Source organism: Bartonella refiksaydamii, from assembly GCF_902652675.1.
Lineage (GTDB): Bacteria > Pseudomonadota > Alphaproteobacteria > Rhizobiales > Rhizobiaceae > Bartonella > Bartonella refiksaydamii.
This window is the reverse complement of record NZ_LR736292.1, coordinates 14,814-37,792: the sequence shown is the minus strand read 5'-3', so window position 1 is coordinate 37,792 and position 22,979 is coordinate 14,814. Positions and strand designations below refer to the sequence as shown.

The 22,979-nt window shown below is 36.8% G+C and carries 19 protein-coding genes; 12 read left to right on the top strand and 7 right to left on the bottom strand.

The window, feature by feature from the left end; translation table 11 throughout:
- Positions 1-51 precede the first annotated feature (51 nt).
- Together gatA and gatC are read right to left on the bottom strand one after the other, a co-directional pair.
- Positions 52-1,536 carry an Asp-tRNA(Asn)/Glu-tRNA(Gln) amidotransferase subunit GatA gene (gatA, locus tag GQO39_RS02605; protein WP_156850825.1) on the bottom strand — a complete coding sequence of 495 codons (1,485 nt, stop codon included), beginning with the start codon at positions 1,534-1,536 and terminating at the stop codon, positions 52-54.
- A gap of 31 nt (positions 1,537-1,567) precedes the next feature.
- Positions 1,568-1,855, bottom strand: coding sequence for an Asp-tRNA(Asn)/Glu-tRNA(Gln) amidotransferase subunit GatC (gene gatC / locus GQO39_RS02600; RefSeq protein ID WP_156850824.1), 288 nt, complete (start codon positions 1,853-1,855; stop codon positions 1,568-1,570).
- 141 nt (positions 1,856-1,996) lie between these two features.
- Between gatC and ruvX the strand changes: the two genes are divergently transcribed.
- Complete coding sequence (gene ruvX, locus GQO39_RS02595) at positions 1,997-2,476, top strand: Holliday junction resolvase RuvX (RefSeq protein ID WP_156850823.1); 480 nt, start codon at positions 1,997-1,999, stop codon at positions 2,474-2,476.
- Here the strand turns inward: ruvX and GQO39_RS02590 are convergent.
- On the bottom strand, positions 2,461-4,089 hold the full coding sequence (locus GQO39_RS02590; protein WP_156850822.1) for an acyl-CoA dehydrogenase family protein: 1,629 nt from the start codon (positions 4,087-4,089) through the stop codon (positions 2,461-2,463). The two genes, ruvX and GQO39_RS02590, sit on opposite strands and share 16 nt — an antisense overlap.
- Positions 4,090-4,216: 127 nt before the next feature.
- Between GQO39_RS02590 and GQO39_RS02585 the strand changes: the two genes are divergently transcribed.
- Genes GQO39_RS02585 through dprA form a run of 4 tightly spaced genes read left to right on the top strand, consistent with a single transcriptional unit; the run spans position 4,217 to position 8,316 of the window.
- Positions 4,217-5,182: an aspartate carbamoyltransferase catalytic subunit gene (locus GQO39_RS02585; protein WP_156850821.1), complete on the top strand. Its 966-nt coding sequence runs from the start codon at positions 4,217-4,219 to the stop codon at positions 5,180-5,182.
- Positions 5,179-6,474, top strand: coding sequence for a dihydroorotase (locus GQO39_RS02580; protein ID WP_156850820.1), 1,296 nt, complete (start codon positions 5,179-5,181; stop codon positions 6,472-6,474). The genes GQO39_RS02585 and GQO39_RS02580 overlap by 4 nt, the downstream gene beginning before the upstream one ends.
- A gap of 17 nt (positions 6,475-6,491) precedes the next feature.
- The gene (gene plsY, locus GQO39_RS02575) at positions 6,492-7,109 is read left to right on the top strand and encodes a glycerol-3-phosphate 1-O-acyltransferase PlsY (RefSeq protein ID WP_156850819.1); all 618 of its coding nucleotides are present in this window, start codon (positions 6,492-6,494) and stop codon (positions 7,107-7,109) included.
- Positions 7,099-8,316 (top strand): DNA-processing protein DprA, encoded by a 1,218-nt coding sequence (gene dprA / locus GQO39_RS02570; RefSeq protein WP_500789579.1) that lies wholly within the window; start codon positions 7,099-7,101, stop codon positions 8,314-8,316. Before plsY ends, dprA begins: the two co-directional genes overlap by 11 nt.
- Here dprA and GQO39_RS02565 read toward each other — a convergent pair.
- Positions 8,246-8,452 (bottom strand): hypothetical protein, encoded by a 207-nt coding sequence (locus tag GQO39_RS02565; protein ID WP_007553289.1) that lies wholly within the window; start codon positions 8,450-8,452, stop codon positions 8,246-8,248. The two genes, dprA and GQO39_RS02565, sit on opposite strands and share 71 nt — an antisense overlap.
- Positions 8,453-8,715: 263 nt before the next feature.
- Here GQO39_RS02565 and topA point away from each other — a divergent pair, with 263 nt between their 5' ends.
- The 6 genes from topA to GQO39_RS02535 all read left to right on the top strand — a co-directional run bounded on the left by topA (position 8,716) and on the right by GQO39_RS02535 (position 17,153).
- On the top strand, positions 8,716-11,304 hold the full coding sequence (gene topA, locus GQO39_RS02560; RefSeq protein WP_156850817.1) for a type I DNA topoisomerase: 2,589 nt from the start codon (positions 8,716-8,718) through the stop codon (positions 11,302-11,304).
- Positions 11,305-11,307: 3 nt separating this feature from the next.
- Entirely contained in the window at positions 11,308-13,611 is a 2,304-nt protein-coding gene (rnr, locus tag GQO39_RS02555) for a ribonuclease R (RefSeq protein ID WP_156850816.1), read from the top strand.
- A gap of 1,290 nt (positions 13,612-14,901) precedes the next feature.
- Positions 14,902-15,069 carry a 50S ribosomal protein L33 gene (gene rpmG, locus GQO39_RS02550; protein WP_007553285.1) on the top strand — a complete coding sequence of 56 codons (168 nt, stop codon included), beginning with the start codon at positions 14,902-14,904 and terminating at the stop codon, positions 15,067-15,069.
- Between the two features lie 352 nt (positions 15,070-15,421).
- On the top strand, positions 15,422-15,985 hold the full coding sequence (locus tag GQO39_RS02545) for a thermonuclease family protein (RefSeq protein ID WP_156850815.1): 564 nt from the start codon (positions 15,422-15,424) through the stop codon (positions 15,983-15,985).
- A gap of 30 nt (positions 15,986-16,015) precedes the next feature.
- Positions 16,016-16,651 (top strand): uracil-DNA glycosylase family protein, encoded by a 636-nt coding sequence (locus GQO39_RS02540; protein WP_156850889.1) that lies wholly within the window; start codon positions 16,016-16,018, stop codon positions 16,649-16,651.
- Between the two features lie 19 nt (positions 16,652-16,670).
- Positions 16,671-17,153, top strand: a complete 483-nt coding sequence (locus tag GQO39_RS02535) for an Lrp/AsnC family transcriptional regulator (protein ID WP_007553282.1) — start codon at positions 16,671-16,673, stop codon at positions 17,151-17,153.
- 42 nt (positions 17,154-17,195) lie between these two features.
- Here GQO39_RS02535 and cobT read toward each other — a convergent pair whose 3' ends face one another.
- The 3 genes from cobT to glpD all read right to left on the bottom strand — a co-directional run bounded on the left by cobT (position 17,196) and on the right by glpD (position 21,570).
- A complete protein-coding gene (cobT, locus tag GQO39_RS02530) occupies positions 17,196-18,203 on the bottom strand; it encodes a nicotinate-nucleotide--dimethylbenzimidazole phosphoribosyltransferase (RefSeq protein WP_156850814.1) in 1,008 nt (335 codons plus the stop codon).
- 376 nt (positions 18,204-18,579) lie between these two features.
- The gene (gene dusA, locus GQO39_RS02525) at positions 18,580-19,560 is read right to left on the bottom strand and encodes a tRNA dihydrouridine(20/20a) synthase DusA (protein ID WP_156850813.1); all 981 of its coding nucleotides are present in this window, start codon (positions 19,558-19,560) and stop codon (positions 18,580-18,582) included.
- 474 nt (positions 19,561-20,034) lie between these two features.
- Complete coding sequence (gene glpD / locus GQO39_RS02520; RefSeq protein WP_156850812.1) at positions 20,035-21,570, bottom strand: glycerol-3-phosphate dehydrogenase; 1,536 nt, start codon at positions 21,568-21,570, stop codon at positions 20,035-20,037.
- Positions 21,571-21,862: 292 nt separating this feature from the next.
- On the opposite strand from glpD, the gene GQO39_RS02515 reads away from it, so the two are divergent.
- Complete coding sequence (locus GQO39_RS02515; RefSeq protein WP_156850811.1) at positions 21,863-22,735, top strand: DsbA family protein; 873 nt, start codon at positions 21,863-21,865, stop codon at positions 22,733-22,735.
- Positions 22,736-22,979 lie beyond the last annotated feature (244 nt).

Genomic DNA, 22,979 nt, shown 5'->3' with positions numbered 1-22,979 from the left:
CCTTCGAAGCATCTCTCTGTTAGGGAATGCTTTTTTGATGAAGCTTTTTTATTATATCCACCATTTTTCAGAGCTAAATGTTCCGGCTGCTTGTTCTATAATGTGTGCTATCTGAAAAATAACTTCTTCAGCAAAAGGTTTACCAATCAATTGCAATCCTAGTGGTAGACCATTTGATGAAAGACCAGCAGGAATAGATATTCCTGGTAAACCTGCCATATTAACTGGCACAGTAAAAATATCATTGAGATACATTGCTACAGTATCATGTTTTATTTTTTCATCAGCGATGCCAAAAGCTGGTGTTGGTGTTGCAGGTGTGAGGATAGCATCAATGCCAGAAGAAAAACATTGATCAAAATCACGCTTCACTAATGTTCGTACTTTCTGAGCTCTAAGATAATAGGCATCATAATAGCCTGATGAAAGAACATAAGTACCAATCAAAATACGCCGTTTAACTTCATCTCCAAAACCAACTGAACGGGTTTTTTCATACATTTCAATGACATCTCTTCCTGGTATACGGAGACCAAAACGAACGCCATCATAGCGTGCCAAGTTAGAAGAAGCTTCTGCAGGAGCGACAATATAATAAGCAGGCAAGGCATATTTTGTATGAGGTAACGAGATATCTCTAACTTCAGCACCTGCTTCTTTCAGCCAATTCATTCCTTTTTGCCAAAGTTCGACAATTTCAGAAGACATTCCTTCCAAGTGGTATTCTTTCGGAATACCAATTTTCATTCCTTTGATTGATTGACCAAGATAGCTTTCATAATCAGGAACAGGAAAATTCACGGAAGTAGAATCTTTTTCGTCAAAAGAAGCCATTGATTGAAGTAAAATAGCGCAATCGCGGACATCTCGCCCGATAGGTCCAGCTTGATCAAGTGATGAAGCAAAAGCGATGGTTCCCCACCGTGAACAACGCCCATAAGTTGGTTTAATCCCTACTGTCCCAGTGAATGCCGCTGGTTGACGTATTGAACCACCTGTATCTGTTGCTGTTGCACCAGCACAAAGCCGCGCAGCAACAGCAGCTGCAGAACCACCTGAAGAACCACCAGGTACAAGCTTTTCATGGGAACCTTTTTTTCTCCATGGGCTAACAACTGGACCATAATATGACGTTTCATTGGAAGACCCCATAGCAAACTCATCCATATTAAGCTTACCTAACATAACGGCTCCATCTTGCCATAAATTAGCAGTTACCGTTGATTCGTAATGCGGCTTAAAACCATCAAGGATGTGTGAACAGGCTTGTGTATGAACACCTTGTGTCGCGAAAAGATCTTTAATTCCCAATGGGATTCCTTCTAAAATCCTCCTCTGCCCTCTAGCCAAACGGCTATCTGATTCAGCAGCCATTTTTCTTGCTTGTTCTGCTGTTATTGCCACATAAGCGTTCAAAGTTGGATTAGCTAATTCAACCGCTTTTAAATAAGCTTCTGTTAATTCAGTTGCTTTGAACTCTTTTTTTATGAGAGCATCACGGGCTTGTGCAATTGTGAAGGTTGTTAAATCAGTCATATTGGTTCTCAAGTTTTTAAAATATAAAAAATTACTCAACGATTTTTGAGACAAGAAAAAAGTTCTCTTCTATAACAGGTGCATTTGCTACGATATCTGCTGCTTTATCACCATCTGTGATGCTATCTTCACGCATTCGTAAAGTCATTGGTATCACAGAGGTTAATGGTTCAACATGACTGACATCGACTTCATTCAATTGTTCTACAAAACCTAAAATGACATTGAGTTCTTTTGTCATACGTTCTGCTTCATTGTCATAGACAGCAATACGCGCTAAATGTGCTATCCGCTTGACGGTTTCTTGATCAACAGACATATTATGCCTTTCTGCTTTTTTATTTTGATATTCATTTATTGGCTATACAAGGCTACGTTTACAAGCGCAAGAATATTGATAACGCAAATAAAGAATATCACTATGAACCTGAAACACGAAAAGATCTAAATTATAAACCCCATGACCATTATTAACATAAATGAAGTTATTACACATCTTTTACCTAGGCAAACAATAGCAGGTTTAGATTTGGGTACAAAAACTGTCGGAATTGCGGTTTCTGATATGGGTCTAATTTTTTCAAATCCGCGTCCTGTACTTCAACGAAAAAAATTTACGCTAGATGCTCACGCGCTTATACAGATTTTTGACCATGAAAACGTCGGAGCTGTTATCATTGGCTTACCTCTTAACATGAATGGCAGCAGCGGTCCTCGTGCTCAAGCAACCAGAACTTTTGTGAGTAATATGGAAGCATATACAGAAATCCCATTTGTTTTTTGGGACGAACGTTTATCGACAATTGCTGCAGAACGTTTTCTTCTAGAAATGGATGTATCACGTGCTAAAAGAGCAACCCGTATTGATTCGGCTGCAGCCGCTTTCATATTACAAGGTGCTCTTAACAGAATTCAAAGCCTTCATCATATAGAAGGATAAAGAACATTTAACAAATGTCCAGCATTATATCGTGCAATGAGCATTCCATAAGAAGATCTCCATTGTCCTCCAAGGCGGCTTTCCATATAAGCATTTGCAACATGCTCTATGTCAGTAGAACGTAACGCTGCAGCTGCAGCTGCATAGGCCACTTGTTCCACAAAAAATCTTCCTGCTCCCTCGTTTGCCGATACCATCTCTACAGCAGACTTAATAATCTCAATTGCTCTTGGCCCTGCTGGACCAATATCAAGAGCAATTTTTTCTAACAGTTTTTGAAACAATCCTGGTGCTTTTTCCGCAATGAGAATTGCATCCTTTACCAATTGATTAGCAGAACTATTTCTCACAATCCGTGCAGGGCCATTACACAACATTTGCGATAATGGATTGCCCTCTACAAAGCTTTCAATGCCAAGCTGTGCAATAATTTCACCAATAATAGGAATGACTAATTGGCTTACGTGATAAGAAATAATAGGCGTCATGATTCGTGCGAAAGCTGCCTCAGAACGACCATTTGCAGCGTTATCAAATGCTCGTGCTAGACGTAAAACCAATGCTTGTGCAGCTGCAATATCTAGTGCAATATCTGCAAAAATACGTTCTGTTAGTGGTGGTAAGGGCTGATGTGGCATTTTTTGCCGAAAAAAATCTATGCCAAATTGAAGTGCTGCCCGCAGGACACCTGCCGATACAACGGAGTAATCAAAACGCATCATTGTTTCGATATCCTTAATGACTTTAATTCCCTCTCCAACATTTCCCAAAAGCCAGCCATAACACCCTTGAAAACTGACACCCCCCTCTGGCGTTAAAGATTCTCCAGAACGCTGCATCAAATGATGAACTGATATGATACCATTTAATGCACCATTTTCTTGTATACGGGGAACAAAAAAGCAGCTTAAATGACCATCTAACTCTGCACTTACAAGATATCCATCTGCTATAGGGTTAATAACATTGGTTTTTACAACATTCAAACGATACAGATCACGTCCCATTTTTTCATCAAAAGAAATTTTCTTAACACTTGGAAAATTGAAAGAATATTTTTCACGTTGTTCAACATCATCAAAAGCAAAAGTAAGTGAAGCAGCTTTTTTACTATTAACCGGCTTTGACGATAAATCATATTGACGTGATAAAAGTACATTTTGCCATTTTTTGAAGAGCTCAACATCACTAATTAAGACTGCGATAGCAGCACTTGTTATAATAACTTCATTTAAATGTCCTGTTTCTAAACTAGCAGATAAAGCCAAGCGGATAGCACGCGCTTGATAGCGTACCCCATTTTCTGAAGGAGTATTTTCCCAAAGCGATGTGGCAAGACCAGCTTGTCTAGAATATTGTTGAAGAGCTTGATAAGAGGAATGTATCTCTAATTTTTCTGTTGGCCGCCCCCATTCATCATTATAGCGCAATACCGGACGATAACGATTCGCTAGAGAGGAATACTCCCATGCTTCACGACTCGCTACAAAATCTCCTATTTCTTCAAAACTTGTTAATAAAAACTTAGGCAAGGTAGAAGCAATACGAAACATAAGCGTATCACTGAGAAACGCATTTTTTCGGCGAACATTTTGCGCAGACACAGTACTCATAGGCACATTCCTATTATTCAAATCATTCATATCATAGACTATTTGTCGTTTTGCAGTTAAAAAAACATTTATTATATTCAAACAAATGCTTGTCTAATCTGTTTAGAGAGAGATAGAAAAGAATGCTATGACTCAAAACACTTTTTTTCCCCTTTTCCCCCACCAACATCTTTTAGGCATTAAAGGATTGAGTGTACAAGACCTTACCACATTGCTTGATCGTGCTGATGCATATGCTATCCTTTCTCAAAAAATTGATAAAACAAAATCTCTGTTATTTGGGCGTACTCAAATTAATCTCTTTTTTGAAGCTTCCACGCGAACACAATCTTCTTTCGAATTAGCCGGAAAACGGTTAGGAGCACATGTGATGAGTATAGCCATTGGCAATTCATCTATAAAAAAAGGGGAAACATTGATTGACACCGCTACAACTCTTAATGCGATGAAACCAGATGTACTCGTCATTCGCCATCGTAGCGCCGGAGCAGCCGCTTTGTTAGCACAAAAAATGGATTGTTGTGTTATTAATGCAGGTGATGGTGCCCATGAACATCCAACACAAGCATTATTAGATGCTTTGACCATAAAAAAAACAAAAGGCCGTATTGAAGGATTAACCGTTGCAATTTGTGGAGATATTTTGCACTCACGTGTTGCGCGTTCTAACATCCTTAGTCTCAATGCTTTGGGAGCTCGGGTTCGTGTTGTCGCTCCTTCAACACTCTTACCCGCAGGAATCGCCGATATGAGCGTTGAGGTTTTTAACACAATGAAAGAAGGTCTTAAAGGTGCGGATGTCATTATGATGCTACGTTTACAACATGAACGTATGACAGGATCCTTTATTCCCTCCATTCGTGAATATTTTCATTATTTTGGCTTACATAGAGAAAATTTAGCTTATGCTAAAAGTGATTGCATTATTCTGCATCCTGGTCCAATAAACCGTGGTGTAGAGATCGCATCTGACATAGCAGATGGACCACAAAGTATGATTCATAAACAAGTAGAAATGGGAATCGCTGTGCGTATGGCTGTCATGGAGGCTTTATTGGATTCACGTCTTCAGACAAGTGGAGATAAAATATGACAAAGCCAATTGTCTTTCAAAACGCCCGCATTATTGATCCTTCACGCGCAATCGACGAAATTGGCACAGTTATTGTTGAAAATGGACTAATTACAGCTGCTGGAAAAGAAGTCTTGAATCAGGGAATTCCCGATGGAGCAGAGATTATTAACGCACAAAATAAAGCAATTTTTCCTGGACTTGTTGATGCTCGTGTTTTTGTTGGAGAACTAGGAAATGAACGCTGTGAAACAATTGCATCAGCAAGTCAATCAGCAGCAGCAGGTGGTATTACCTCCTTCCTTATGATGCCGGACACGCACCCAGTTATTGATAATATAGCTCTTGTTGAATTCATTACACGTACAACACAAAAAATGTCATCGGTCAATATTTACTCCGTTGCTGCGATCACGCAAGGTTTCAACGGACAAGAATTAACCGAATTTGGTTTGCTCAAAGAAGCAGGAGTCGTTGCTTTTAGTGAAGGAAAAAAAACACTTCAAAGTTCATCTGTTATGCGGAGTGCAATGACTTACGCACGCGACTTTGACGTTCCGTTAATACATGAAACGCAAGATAAGGACCTTACAGGAAAAGGTGTTATGAATGAAGGTCTATTAGCGAGTTGGCTTGGTCTTTCTGGAATACCTAACGAAGCAGAAGTCATCCCGCTCGAAAGAGATTTGCGTTTAGCCGCATTGACACAAACGCGCTATCATGCTGCACAAATATCGACAAAACTATCTGCTGACGCACTTCGCATAGGAAAGCAACGAAGTGAGAAAATTTCAGCTGGTGTATCCATTAATCACTTGTCTCTTAATGAAAATGACATTGGTGAATATCGCACCTCTTTCCGTCTGATGCCCCCATTACGTACAGAGGAAGATCGTATAGCAATGATTGAAGCAATAAAAGATGGAACAGTAGATATTATCGTCTCTTCCCATGATCCCCAGAGTATTGACAAAAAACGTTTACCATTTGATGATGCAGCAGCAGGCGCCATTGGTATGGAAACTTTATTAAGTGCCGCTTTACGCCTTTATCATGATGAAAGCATATCCCTTCTACGATTAACGGAACTTTTATCAACGACACCTGCAAAACTCTTTGGACTTAACGCAGGAACACTCAAAAAAGGAGCATATGCAGACCTTATTTTGGTTGACCTTGAGGAGCCATGGGTCGTTTCTACGGAGAGGCTCTATTCACGTTCAAAAAATACACCTTTTAAGAAAGCACGTTTCCAAGGACGTGTTATCCAAACCTTTGTTAAAGGGCAATCAATTTTTAAACTTAACCAATAAACTTAATGAGATTTTTAATGAGTGAAAGTGAGACACTTTTACAGTTCACTACATGGTTTATCTTTCTAATATCCTATGTCATTGGTTCTATTCCGTTCGGTTTGCTTTTTACGCGATTAGCCAAACTTGGTGATGTGAGAACAATTGGTTCCAGAAATATTGGAGCTACAAATGTTTTACGAACAGGAAATAAAAAAATTGCTGCTCTCACCCTTCTTTGCGATATCCTGAAAGGAACTGTTATTATTCTTGTTATAAAATTTTTAAGTGCCCCAACAGAAAACAGTATCATTGTTTCTCTAGCTGGTTTTTTTGCCTTTTTGGGACATCTTTTTCCTATATGGTTGAAATTTAAAGGTGGCAAAGGCGTTGCTACCTATCTTGGTGTGTGTTTAGGGGTATACTGGCCAGCAGCAATTGTTTTCATTGTTGTGTGGATGGCGATTTTTCTACTCACACGCTATTCTTCATTATCCGCACTCGTTGCTGTTGTTATAACTGCGATATTTGTTTTTTACTTTTCCGATTCTTATTTCTATTTTATGCTGATTGTGATGAGCATATTTGTGTATATAAAGCATTATGCAAATATCGGTAGATTATTAGTTGGGAAAGAAAGCAAGATTGGTACTTAAAACGGGGATGAATAAGGGAATCCTGCTTACTGACCGTCAACGTCTCAGCTGGTTACGGTTGTTGCGTAGCGAAAATATTGGAGCAGTGAGTTTTCGCAATCTCATTGATCATTATAAAACGGCAGAAAATGCTTTAGAAGCGCTTCCTGAGCTTAGTAAAAAGGGTGGTCTTTCTACACCTATTCGAATCACAACGATAGAAGATGCAGAGAAAGAAATGCAAGAAGCTGAAAGGTTAGGTATTCGGTTTGTTGGTATAGGAGAACCAGATTATCCAGCTTTTCTTAAAGTAATAGAAGCATCACCACCGCTTATTGCTATAAAAGGAAATATTTTGGCTTTTCAGAAACCTTCTGTTGGAATTGTGGGATCTCGAAATGCTTCAGCAGCCGGCAAAAAGCTTACTGCTCAATTTGCGCATTTTCTTGGGGAAGCTGGATTTACAACAATTTCTGGATTAGCACGTGGCATCGATAGCATTGCACATCAAGCAAGTCTGTTAACAGGTACAATTGCAGTAATGGCTGGTGGAATTGATCACATTTATCCTCCTGAAAATAAAAAATTGCATGAAGATATTATCGCTAACGGTGGAGCAATCATCAGTGAAATGCCCATTGCGTGGAAAGCTCGTGCTATCGACTTTCCGAGAAGAAACCGTATTATTGCTGGACTATCACTTGGACTCTTGGTTGTAGAAGCTGCTCTACGATCAGGATCCTTAATTACCGCACGCCAAGCTGCTGAAATGGGACGATTGACTTTTGCCATTCCTGGCTCTCCACTTGATCCAAGATCCGTTGGCACAAACAATCTCATCAAGGAAGGCGCCCTGCTCACCACCCATCCTTCTGACATTATAGAAACGCTTACACCATTAGCCTCAACGCCCACAAACTCTCAACTCAATTTTTTTGAAGAATCAGCCTCTTTGCAACTCGAAAAAAAGGGAAATTTTAGCCCACCTGATGAAAAAAACAATAACCTCTCTTCAGTTGGAAATGACACAGAACGCGCAGCTGTACTCTCTGCTCTTTCAACAACTCCAATTGACTTAGACACACTCAGCACGCATTCAGGTGTTTCACTTCCAAACCTCTACCTCTTGTTAGTGGAACTCGAGCTTGCTGGGAAACTTATTCGACACTCTGGTGGTTATGTGTCATTGTCGCGTTTGGATCTTCTCCAAGAGCCTCAGCACTATTAATAATACTTTGCCCTTCTTTGGCAACCATATCCAAAAGTAATGCTAAAAGTGGACTACGCGCCTGACGTGCCATCTGATTCATTTGTTTTGACATATCTGTAATATATTGGATAACTTTTAAATGATTTATAAACATAATCCTCTATCCTTGAGCATTTCTCCTCCTACCTCTCAATAGACGTCATCTTAGTATTTCGCCGTATGTTTTTGTATTAACAGTGGAAAATAAATCGTGTAATTCTATATAGGGTATATTTTAACAATAACAATCATAAGTTGTACAATATTAATGTTTTTTATATGACTAATATTTTTATGTGCTCTTAACCAATTGCCATTAGCTATTCGCATGAAAGGAGTCTATAAAGGAAATTTTTATTTCAACATTCGGGTAAAATTATGAATATCGTTATCGTTGAATCTCCAGCAAAAGCAAAAACAATTAATAAATATCTTGGGTCTCAATATAAAGTAGTGGCATCATTCGGACATGTTCGTGACTTACCTGCTAAAGACGGTTCTGTTCTACCAGATCAAGATTTTTCTATGAAATGGGATATAGATTCTGCCGCCGCTAAACGTTTGAATGAAATAGCAAAAGCAGTCAAAAAAGCCGATAGCCTCATTTTGGCAACAGACCCTGATCGTGAAGGGGAAGCTATTTCTTGGCACATTCTGGATATTCTTCGCCAAAAAAAAGTTTTAAAAGATAAACCTGTAAAACGGGTTGTGTTTAATGCCATCACCAAAAAATCTGTGCTTGATGCTATGAACAATCCACGTGATATTGATACATCACTTGTAGATGCCTACCTTGCACGTCGTGCTCTTGATTATCTTGTAGGTTTTACACTCTCACCTGTTTTATGGCGTAAGCTTCCCGGTGCACGTTCGGCTGGTCGTGTTCAATCCGTTGCTTTACGTATTATTTGTGATCGTGAATCAGAAATAGAACATTTTATCAAAGAAGATTATTGGTCCATTACAACAGACTTAAAAACTATCCGAAATGATAGTTTTCAAGCAAGGTTAACAATGTTTAATCAAAAAAAGATTGGCAAACTTGACATTCAATCTCAAGAGCAAGCAGATCAAATTCGCCTTATGTTAGAGGAAGCAAAATATTGTACACTTAGTGTTGAAGCAAAACCCACAAAGAGAAATCCTTCTCCTCCGTTTACAACATCCACTTTACAGCAAGCAGCTTCTTCAAAACTAGGGCTCTCAGCCTCTCGCACCATGCAAATTGCGCAAAAACTTTATGAAGGTGTTGAAATTAATGGTGAAATGGCTGGACTTATTACCTATATGCGTACTGATGGTGTGCAAATAGCACAAGAAGCTATTGATTCAGCACGAAAAGTCATTCATGAAGCTTTTGGCAGTGACTATCTTCCTGAAAACCCACGTTTTTATTCAACAAAAGCAAAAAATGCACAGGAAGCACATGAAGCTATACGCCCTACAGATTTTCAACGCATTCCCAATAAAGTACGCAATTTTCTCGATAGTGATCAGGCAAAGCTTTATGAACTGATATGGAAGCGTGCTATTGCCAGCCAAATGCGTTCTGCTGAAATTGAGCGCACAACTGTTGAAATTGAAGCACAACAAGGAGAAAACTGTGCAAATCTACGCGCAACAGGTTCTGTTATTCGTTTTGATGGCTTTATTTCTGTCTACACTGATCAACGAGAGGAAGAAAATAGTGAAGAAAATGAAGCAACACGTTTGCCACAAATAAATACTGGTGAAACGCTTACAAAAGAAAAAGTTGAATCTGTACAACATACTACAGAACCACCTCCTCGTTATTCTGAAGCCTCCTTAATCAAAAAGCTGGAAGAGCTAGGAATTGGACGTCCTTCAACCTATGCATCTACACTGTCCACACTTTGTGATCGTGGATATATTGTAATTGATAAACGAAAGCTTATTCCTGATACTAAAGGCCGTATTGTTACAGCCTTTCTTGAAAATTTCTTTAATCGCTATGTAGAATATGGTTTCACAGCTGACCTTGAAGAAAAACTGGATCTTATATCGGATGGAAAACTTTCTTGGAAAGATGTAATGCGTGATTTTTGGGATGGATTTAACGCGTCTATTACCAATATCAAAGAACTACGTATAACTGATGTCCTTGACGTTTTAAACGTAACATTAGCGCCTCTCGCTTTTCCTGTGCGTGAAGATGGAAGTGATATTCGTTCTTGTCCTCTTTGTCCAAACGGCCAGTTGTCCTTAAAACTTGGGCGTTATGGTGCATTTGTTGGCTGTTCTAATTACCCGGAATGCAAATACACACACCAACTTGGAACAGATATAGGAGAAGAGAATGAAGCCATGCGTAATGATGAACCTGTTATACTTGGCATCGACCCTACAACAGAAAAAGAGATCTCTCTTCGCAATGGTCGTTTTGGCCCCTATATTCAACTTGGTGAAAACAAAGACGTGAAACGTGCAGGACTACCAAAAGAATGGCAAACAGAAAATATAACTCTTGATAAAGCCTTGTCCTTACTATCACTCCCCCGTGAAATTGGAACACATCCTGAAACAGGCAAAATAATTACAGCCACAATTGGACGCTATGGTCCCTACCTTAGTCATGATGGCAAATCAGCTCCCCTTCTTTATGCAGATGAAGTTTTTGATATTGGCATCAATCGCGCTGTTACAGTGCTTGCTGAAAAACAAGAAAATAAAAAAACGCGAAACGGAACAGCATCCGCAACTCTTGCAACATTAGGAGATCACCCCGATGGAGGAACTGTGACTATACGCGATGGGCGTTATGGTCCGTATGTTAATTGGGGTAAAATTAATGCAACATTGCCCAAAAATAAAGAACCGATTAGTGTAACACTTTCAGAAGCATTAGAACTTATATCGGCGAAAGTATCTAGAAAAAAAATAACTGGTAAAGCTTCTAGTAAAAAAGTAACCATCAAAAGAGCTCCTTCCAAAAGAAAAGAGACATAAATTTTGGCTAAAGGCGAAAAAAAAACAGAATATTTCCAATCGATCAATATGGGGCAGCTGCCTAACAGGTCAGAAATTCTTTCCTTTATTCATGAGAATCCTGACCGATCAAGCAAACGTGAAATTACTAAAGCATTTAAGTTAAAAGGCGCTTCTCGTATCTGGTTAAAAGATATATTGCATGAGCTAAAGAATCAAAACTTCATACCAAAACAGCGTAAAAAGGAAATAAACAAAGCAAATTTACCGCCAGTTGCTTTAGTCAAAATTAGTGGACGCGATGAAGATGGCAGTTTTATTGCACAACCTCTTGAGTGGGAAGATGACTCAAAACCCAATATTGAAATACGCCCTTTTCATCGCATAAAAGGAGTAAATGTTGGTGTTGGAGATCATATTCTTGTAAAAATTTTTCGAAATAAAGAATCCCAAAATATCTCTTATACAGGACGCATTATTCGTAAAATTGATATATCTCCAAAGAGCACATTTGGTGTGGTACGAAAATTAAACACTGACCAATGGCGGCTGGACCCCATAGATCGCAAAACAAACGAACTCATTCTTGATACCTCCGAAACATCTTCAAAAATGAAAATAGAATCTGGAGATCTTGTTGAAGTTGAAATTAAAAAAAATATTGGTTATGGACTGAAAAGCGCGCAAATAAAGAATGTTTTAGGGCATATTGAGAGTGAAAAAACACTGTCAATGATTGCTCTTCTTTCAAAAGGAATTCCTTATATTTTTCCTGAGGATGTTCTTGAGCAAGTAAAAAATATCAAACCTGCCAGCATAGAAAATCGCGAAGATTGGCGACAATTACCTCTGGTTACAATTGATCCACCGGATGCAAAAGATCATGATGATGCCGTTTATGCAGTGAAAGATAAAGATCCTGCAAATAGCGGAGGTTGGATTATTATCGTCGCAATTGCAGATGTTTCTTACTATATCAAAACGGGAACTGCGTTAGATAAAGAAGCATTAAAACGGGGAAATTCTGTTTATTTTCCTGATCTGGTTGTGCCAATGTTGCCAGAGCGCATTTCCAATAACTTATGTTCTCTACGTGAAGGAAAAGAGAGGCCGGCTTTAGCTGTTCGCATGATTTTTGATGCAAATGGTAAAAAACGAAAACATAGTTTTCATCGTATTATGGTACGTGTAGTAGCTAAACTCTCTTATCAAGAGATGCAACAAGCCATTGAAGGAAAGATAAATGAAAAAAATGCTCCTTTTATCAAGAGTATCTTGCAGCCTTTATGGCAAGCCTATGGGTGTCTCAAAATCGCACGGAATCGTCGACAACCACTGGAATTAGAAATAATAGAAAAAAAGATTATTCTTGATCAAAATGGATGCATCAAAGATGTTGTAAATGAACCACATCTAGAAGCACACCGTTTAATTGAAGAATTTATGATACAAGCGAATATTGCAGCTTCTGAAACATTAAAAGAACATCATCAACCCTTTATCTATCGTATCCATGACAAACCCTCTCTTGCAAAACAAGAAGTTCTACGAACTTTTCTTCAAAGTCTTGGGATAGCACTCTCTCGAAGTTCAGAGCTTACATCAGCACGCTTTAATAGCATTTTAGCAAAAGTTATGAATAGCCAGCAACAAGAATTGATCAATCAGGTTATTTTACGCGCACAATCTCAAGCAGAATATAATCCTAAAAATATTGGCCATTTTGGTTTAAACTTACGCAGCTACACACATTTTACGTCACCGATTCGTCGTTATGCTGATCTTATTATTCATAGAGCACTCATCAAAGCCCTAAAACTAGGACATGACCAACTAACCGAAACAGAAGAACAAAATCTTGCAGAAATCGCTACACAAATTTCTTTGTATGAGCGCCGTGCAATGACGGCTGAAAGAGAAACCATTGATCGACTTGTCGCCCACTATTTAACAAACAAAATTGGCCGGACTTTTACAGGTCGTATTTCCGGAGTGACAAAAGCAGGTCTCTTTATCTCTCTTGACAAACTCAATATAGATGGTTTCGTACATATTTCTACACTTAAAAATGATTATTATTATTTCGATGATGTCCAACATATTCTTGTAGGAAAGCATAGTCATAAAGGCTATCAATTGAGTGATATAGTAGAGGTAAAGCTTATAACAGTACAGCCTTTTGCTGGTGCTTTATGCTTTGAGCTGTTAACAGAACCTCGTCCAATGTCTTTTTCATCTACGTCCTACCATAAAAGAAAATTTATAACAAAAAAACGAAAGCATGCTTTTTATGAAAGCAAAAAAATATTAACTAAACATAAGAAATAATAATTATTAATATTTTATAATGAAATTAAAATATATCTCTATATCATTAAATAAAATATAAATAAAAACTAATAAGTTGTCTGAAATTTAATTTGTATACATTATTTATTTATACGATAACCATCATTTATTATATATTATTATGTGTTTTATTTATTATTAAATAAATAATTAAATTATTATAAATAGTTATATTTTATACAATGGTACTGTAAGTTTAATTTATACAAATATTGCAATAATTTTTACTAATAAAATCATCTTATAGCTATGTATTTACTAAACAATATTGATTGTAATGACCACAAAGTATTTTAGCTTTTAAAGTTCTATTTTTCTAACTAATATGAATTTTGTTCATTTTAAGGTTTATATTACTTTTTATCATAACAGTTATGTTTACCTATTAGAGTTTTAGAACAACAATTGTGCACCACTTTAAAAATGTGGTTTGATACTTTTTATTTGTGTTATCATATGAGGGTGAAGGTTTGCGATACATTCCACACTGCTAGTAAAAATGAAATCACAAGGGTTTATACCTTTTGCCACGAACTGTATTCTTATTGTAGTTACTGCTATACCAATCTTGGGATTTGAAAATTAAGTCCAGAATTTAAAGATAACTGATATATGCTATTTTTCCATGTTCCAAGCTCAATATTGTCCGTATTTGTTTAACGGTGCTGCGCATTAACCCATACATTGTTCTTTAGTTTATCCATTGTATATAATGAAAATGAGGTAGCATGCTTTATGATAACACGCGCATTTGGTAATATTTTTCTCTTAATTACTATCAGTGTTATAAATGATTATGCAAAAGATCTACTTTGTTCTCTTATGAACTGCGCTATCTTAGGCTTTCAGAAAACTTTTATGGCATCATAGCTAACAAAACACTATAGGTTTAGTTAGCTCTCTTTCTCCTTGGAGATATATCTGTCTGTCTTTTTACAATCGAGTTTGTTCAATCTAAGTGCATTACTCAAAGAGCATGAATTTTACTTCTACTTACTTTGCTTTTATTTTTTGTTATGAAATAGATATGCTCATTGGCTAACCATTATTGAACAGTTCATAGATATTTCTAAACAATTTGATTTTTCAGCTAAAATAACTTGTTTTAGCTTATATATTTTTAGATGTTTGTACAATTTATAAGAAAATTAATCAGCTCTTGACTTTTTTTAGAACATCCGTAGTGTTACCACAAAATCTGATTACGTCGGAAATGGATTTTTACAGTGATATGATATCATTTTCAGTATAAAATAGGATTGATAAATTATGGCCAAAGCAGCAACCATTAAGATCAAGCTTTTGTCAACTGCGGATACTGGTTTTTTCTATGTGACAAAGAAAAATAGCCGTACAATGACAGACAAAATGAGCAAACGTAAATATGACCCAGTTATAAAAAAGCACGTTGAATTTAAAGAAACAAAAATTAAATAGTGGATTACAGCGCTTAAGTAATAGATTCTACAACCAAAGGTAAATGCAGTTTTATTGCTCTTCAAAGTTATTTTTTGAGGAGCGTTTTTTGTTATTTAAGTTAACAAAATTGTGAATCTGTAATCCGTATGCCTTGTACAACCTTGTACAAAATTAAATGGGTTGATTTATTTTTTGGTTGCCTATTTGTCCCGTTTTGATATGCAACCAACATGAAAAGTGCAATAACTATAACAAAATTTTCTCATGAGAATGAGAGGGTATTTGTATCGAAGAAATAGAAATTTTTTATAAAAATTATAAGCGATTTTCACTAAATCAAACGTATATACAGTAGCAATTTCTTTATTCCATGAAAAAGAAGTTTTCTCATTTTAATTTAAGAAACCTTAACTTAAAGATTATCGGTTTTAGCAGTCTCATTGCTGCTACCATTCTTATCATTATGATAATTTATTTTAAACATACTCAAACATTCCTTCAAAAAGCAAGTTTTTCTGTTAAAACATCACTCGAAGGTCACGCATTTGTTATTGATGGCGATTCAATCATGATTTCTTCTGTCATGATCCGGCTTGTAGGAATTGATGCTCCAGAGCTCCAACAATTTTGTGGTAACAAAAACGCACGCTATCCCTGTGGGCTTAAGGCAAAAAAATATTTAGAAAAACTCATAGCAAACCATCCTGTCACATGTCATTGGCACAAAAAAGATAAATATCGTCGTATTCTTGCTATATGTAAAACAGAACAAGTCGGCAATATTAATGCAACGCTTGTACGTAATGGTTGGGCAGTAAGTTACCATGATTACCCTAAAGAAGAGCAAGAAGCCAGAGAGAGGAAAAAAGGGATATGGCAATCCAATTTTCAACAACCAAGAAAATGGCGAAGAGCACATCCTCGAATAGAATAAGGAAAATTTTCTTTGATCTCCTATTTGCCAATGAAGCAAGCACACTCTAGCCAAATTAGAGAACTTGAAAAGAGAATTTATTCTTGTCGCATTTGTGTTCAACAACCACGCTATCTTCCTCCTCTTCCTCACGAACCAAAACCTGTTGCTTATTTATCCGATACAGCTTCGGTTGCAATCGCAGGACAAGCACCAAGTTTACGTGTATATGAAAGTTCTATTCCTTTTAATGATCGTTCTGGCGATAGATTACGTAATTGGCTCAACGTAACAAAAGAGGAATTTTATAACAGATCTCTCTTTGCTATTGTTCCTACGGGATTTTGTTTTCCAGGCTATGATCAAAATAACTCTGATCTACCACCAAGACGTGAATGTCAAGAAATATGGCATAAAAAGGTCTTTCAGGCTATGCCACAAATAAAACTTGTCCTTGCTATTGGAAGTTATGCGCAAAAATGGCATATTACAGAGTTAAAACATAAAACTGTTTCAGCAACAGTCAGTGATTGGAGAAATATTCTTTCCATACGTCAACCTCGAGGCTATAATGTTATGCCTTTACCTCATCCATCATGGAGGAATACTTCTTGGTTACAAAAAAACACATGGTTTAATGATGAGCTTATCGTGTACCTGCAGCGTCTAGTGCGTGAATTTTTATAAACTGAATATTGAGAAAAGTATGGATCGTCTTGATCGAAAAATTTTACATCTTTTGCAAGAAAATGCGACACTCTCTGTTGCTGATATCGCTAAAAAAGTTGGTCTTTCCACCACTCCTTGCTGGCGCAGAATTCAAAAACTTGAAGAAGATGGTGTTATTCAACGCCGTGTTGCGGTTCTTTCTCCAGAAAAAGTAAATGCACACGTTACCGTATTTGTGTCTATTCGTACAAACACACACAGTCATGAATGGTTTAAGCGTTTTTCTAAAATTGTGCAGGAATTTCGTGAAGTGATTGAATTTTATCGGATGAGTGGAGACATTGACTATTTATTGCGTGTTGTCGTACCCAATATTGAAGCTTATGATCTTTTTTATAAGAAATTAATTGCTAAGATTGATATCCGTGACGTCTCATCATCTTTCGCAATGGAACAGATTAAATACACAACGGAACTCCCACTCAATTATATAAAATTACACGAAAAAACCAATGAATAAAACTCTCAAAAGCTTCCTTCAATCTTTAAAGACGTTCATCCTTTAAGCAATTAAGCCTTCTTGTTCAAAAAACGCCATTTGTGTATGTGCCAAAACAGCAGCCTTTACAATACCAGCCGCCAAAGCTGCACCTGTCCCTTCGCCAACACGCATACCTAGATCTAAAAGCGGTTCTTTGCCAATTTTTTTTAAGAGTTTACGATGTACCGATTCAGAAGAAACATGTCCAACAAGAACATGGTCAAGAGCTCTTGGATTCATTTTATAAAGCACTGCTGCTGCTGCTGTTGCTACAAAACCATCTAAAATAACCGGCACTTTTTCCATCCTTGCTGCTAAAATGGCACCAATCATAGCAGCAATTTCACGCCCTCCTAGGCGGCGCATTATTTCAAAAGGATTTTTAAAATAATTTTTATGTAGAGAAATAGCTGTCTTGACCGCTGCTATTTTACGTTGATAAAATTCCCCTTCAGATTCCATACCACTTCCTGTCCATTCCTCAACTTCTCCACCAAACAATGCTAAGCACAAAGCTGAAGCTATCGTTGTGTTTCCAATACCCATTTCACCTATACACAAGAGATCCGTTCCACCAGCAATAGATTCCATTCCAAACGCCATAGTAGCAGCTGCACTACGCTCGTCCATTGCTGCATCTTTGGTAATATTCATTGTTGGATATTCCAGTGCTAAATCAAATATCTTCAATCCAAGATCATAAGCTATACATATTTGATTAATAACAGCACCACCAATTGAAAAATTTTGTACCATCTTTTGTGTCATAGATTGTGGAAAAGGTGTAATATTCTCTTCTGTAATGCCATGATTCCCAGAAAAAATAGCAACCAAGGGACGCATTACAAGCGGCTTTTCTGTTCCTCTCCATCCTGCATACCAAACCGCAATATCTCCTAATTTTCCTAGCGTTCCTCGAGCGCTCGTTAATTTTTTTTGCCGTTTTTTTGCCAAAGTTGTAGAAAATGCATCAGCAGTAGGTAAATTTGTGAGTAAAGCACAAAAATCATCAAATGGACTAACGGTCATGAAGTTACCTTTTTAAATCTACAATCTTTAATGAGAATCTTGTCATATATACAGGATATGAATAATTTGTTGTTTTTTTAAGCAGCGTTTTAAAGTTAAATATTATTAGAAAAATTATCTTTAACTCTATTTCATAACAAAACAACTATTTTACTAATTTATATATTACCAATATTATCGATATATTATATTATTAATTTGTTTCCATATTGAGTAACATTGATCAGCATACTGTTTAACATATGGTACCAATACCCTCTCCATAGCAAAGCTAATGACTTTCTGAAATTTACGATCTTGTTTATTCACAAACCTCATAAAAAAGTAAAATTTTATGGAATCTAAACTTTAACATAGATTAATTTATAAACTGTTATTAAATGAGAGCAGAAAAAGCTTCTTTCAAAACGTGCACGCCCGCATTGGTTTTTGTTGCATCATTTGATAACATTTGCCGCCATCGACGTGCCCCGTTCCGACCATGAAATAAACCAATCATGTGACGTGTTACATGAGAAAGCTTCCCTCCTAATGCGATATGCCGAGCAGCATAATCACACATAGCCTCAATAAGCTCACTATCACTTAGATCACTCTGCGGTTCACCATATATTTCAAAATCAATATGCTTTAACAAAGTTGGATCATGATAAATTTGTCGACCAACCATAGTCGCATCACACAAAATTAAATGCTCTTTGATTTCATCAATAGATTTAATTCCACCATTTATCCCAATGAATTTATGAGGATATCTACGTTTTAATTTATAAACTCTTTCATAATTAAGTGGGGGAATATTACGATTTTCTTTCGGGCTTAATCCTTTTAACCATGCTTTGCGTGCATGAACCCAGAGTGCATCACACCCTGCATTCCAAACTTGATCAGCGAAAAGATCTAAAGTTAATTCTTCATCCTGCTCATCCACACCAACACGACACTTGACAGTGACAGGTATAGTAACTACTTCTTTCATCGCTTCCACAGCATTTGCTACAATGTCAAGATGTAACATCAAACAAGCACCAAATACACCCGCTTGAACACGATTTGATGGGCAACCAACATTGAGATTTATTTCATCATAACCAAATCCTTCAGCAATTCGTGCCGCCTCTGCCAATTTTTGAGGATCTGCTCCCCCTAATTGCAACGCAATTGGATGTTCTTTATAGTTCAAAGCCAACAATTGTTTACGAACACCGTGAATTACAGCATCAGCTACAATCATTTCGGTATAAAGAAGTGCCCTTTTCGTTAAAAGGCGATAAAAAAACCTGCAATGCCGGTCTGTCCAGCCTAACATTGGCGCTACTGCAAATTTTACTGATGATGGAGAACCATAAAATATCATAGGAAGATTACTCTATCATCCCCACTAAGTGCGTTTTATTCATCTATACAAAACCACAACTGTTTATACTCCATAGAAAACTTTATTCTCTTTACCATCACTTAAAGATGTAGGAATATACTCTCTATCTTATCATCTTCCTTAATTGACCAAAATTTTGCTCAAATCAAAAGAAAAACGCAATACACCATTCCTAACAGAACGACTTCCAGATATGATGGACATGTAGCTTGTCTATAAAATATGAATTGTAAACATAGAAATATTTTTATTTGAAAGTCTTTTCTCGTCACTCATATGAGTCTTTAAAAATTACACCCACGCTATCCAGCACAATATTTAAGATGTGCTGAGTTTGATAAACAATAAACAAAGCATCATATATAATTCGCACCATTGTGGCTCATTTTCCTTCAATATTTTCAACTTACTGCGCAAATAGATACTATATAAGGCGGCTAGCACAGAACCGAATTATAATAAATCTTGTTTACTCTCTTTTTGACTTCGCATATAAGCAGAAAGAACATTAACCTCTTTTTCATTAAACAAAAGCCCAAGTTTTGAACGGCGCCATAATATATCTTCACATGTTTTAGCCCATTCCTTTTCCATTAACCATTTGACTTCTACTTCGTAGAGCCCGTGTCCAAAATCTTTTCCTTTATCCACCTTACCATTTGCAAATATTAGTAGCGCCTCCGAACCATAAGACCGTGCAAGTCTACGATATGTAAAAGCATCTAAATCTGGAATCAAAAGAGCAATCTCATTTTCAATTGTATCTAGCCTATTATACGGAAAATCACCTCCAGGAAGTGTTGAGTTTGCTGTCCATGGTGCTCCCTTTGTTCCAAGCGCTTTTTCAACAAATTTCATCGCATCTTCAGCCAGCTTGCGATAGGTCGTAATTTTCCCACCATAAAGATTAAGAATCCGTGGTACACTTTCTGTCCCCATTTCTTTCAGAGTGTAATCACGTGTAATTTCTTGTGCTTTTGAAGCTCCATCATCATAGAGTGGACGGACACCAGAGTAAGTCCAGACAATATTCTCACGCAATATAGGTTGTATGAAATATTCACTTGCTGCTGTACAGATATAATCAATCTCTGTATCCGTAATATGAACATCCGCAGGATCACCCTGATAGTCACAATCTGTAGTTCCAAGCAATGTAAATTCTTCTTGATACGGAATAGAAAATATAACACGCCCATCACCGTTTTGAAAAATATAAGCACGATCATGGGCATAAAGCTTAGGAACCAGAATATGAGATCCCCTGACAAGTCGTACAGACGGATTCTCTTTACAGTTCAATACGTCTGCCAGAATGTGATTAATCCAAGGACCCGTCATATTCGCCACATAAGAAGCACTAACATAATATTCTTTACCGCTTAATCTATTTCGAAGAACTATAAGCCATTTTTTTTCTTCTTTCTTTAATGAGAGCACTTCTGTCCGAACTTTTATATCGGCCCCCTGCTTTTCTGCGTCACGCGCATTAGCAATGACTAGACGTGCATCATCTACTCTTGCATCAGAATATTCAAAACCTATACGATACTCTTCCTTAAGTGTAGAGCAAAATTTTTTTGAAAAATTAACTGTTTTACTGCGCCACAGCTTTTGATTCCAATTCCCTAAATAATCATAAATGAAAAGTCCAAAACGTAACATCCAAGCAGGACGCAACTTTTTATGATAAGGGAGAAGAAAACGTAAAGGACGCACAATATGGGGAGCCATACGCCAAATGATTTCGCGTTCTTTTAACGCTTCACGAACTAATCTGAATTCATAGTGTTCAAGATAACGAAGACCGCCATGAATAAGCTTTGTTGATGCACTTGAGGTCCCTGATGCAAGATCATTCATCTCCACCAATCCTACTTTAAACCCGCGTCCAGCTGCATCTCTCGCCAATCCACATCCGTTTATTCCTCCACCAATAATAAACAGGTCATAATGTGCTGTGGTTTTCATAATTTTGCTTTTCATCATTCAATGTAATTTGTTCCACTGTGCTCGATAAAGCAATAGTGAAAAGTCAATACAAACGCTGTTCATTGGATTATCAAGGTGCTCTTCCCCACAAAAATGCGCATAAATATTTTAGCTATTAAAAAACATAATCAACACAAAATATTCTTCATATAAAATCTTTTTTAATTGATGCTTTTCCAGTAAGCTACTAAATTTACACTATAGTCAAATGCTTTATTGCACGTAAGCAATAGATTTCATATAGTTTACTCAACATGACAATAAAAAATAGAAATGAGAAGCCGTATAAATGACCTATCAGCCTCAATCCTCAAAAACAACGTTCATCGCAAAATTGTCAGCAATAGTTATGTTGAGTATTTTAATTTGCTCATCTTTTTTATCAAATGCAACATCAAGCGACAAAAGAGCAAATTACGTAAACGCAGAAAGTCTGAAAACAGAGCTTTTGAAAGATCCTACTTTTTTATCCAATCTCAAAGAAAAGATTACACCACGTATTGATGATCATGATATTCAAAAAATTATAAGAGATTATTTACTCGCTCACCCAGAGATCATAATAGAGATGCAGCTTAGCCTCGAAGAAAAATTAGAAAAGGAAAGCGAGCAAAAAACCAAAAAACAAGCTTCAATCATCAACTTGTTGAAAAAAGAAATTTTTCAGTTTCCTCATGACGCTTTTTTAGGAAATCCAAATGGTAAAAAAGTTCTTGTTGATTTTTTTGATTACAATTGTGGGCATTGTAAGATGTCCTATCCGTACATAGAAAATTTAATAAAAGAACACCCAGACCTCCGCGTAATTATCAAAGATTTACCAATTTTAGGCACTGATTCTATAGCTGCTCATACTGTTGCCTATGTTTTCCGTAAACAATTTCCAGAGAAATATCCTAAGTTTCATAAAGCCCTCTTAACGAGCAAAAGCCGCGTAAATGAAGCTAAAGCTATAAAAATAGCAGTCTCATTAGGAGCAGATGAGAAAAAGCTGCGCAATGCAATAAAAGACCCTAATATTCAAAATTCCTTTAAAAAAAATATTCAAATCGCTTCTATGCTCAATATTACAGGAACACCTTCTTACATCATTGGTGATAAAGTATTTATCGGAGCCGTGGGCCAAGATATTTTGGAAGAAGCTATACAAAATATACAATAAATATCTTTTCTTTACCTCGTCAATTTTATGAAGAATCCCGTAAATGAAATAATTTTATGCTTTCTCTTTTTTGATAACAGGCTTATAAGTGGAATGTCGCATAGTAGATAATGGTTTAAAATTGCAAAGTATAATTCTAAAAAAGTAAAGAGCTTTTAACGGAAGCCCCCCAAAAAGATCATCCGTAGTCTAGAGATATTCAGTCATAAGAATTAAATAATGACGATCTTCATTGATCAAGGAG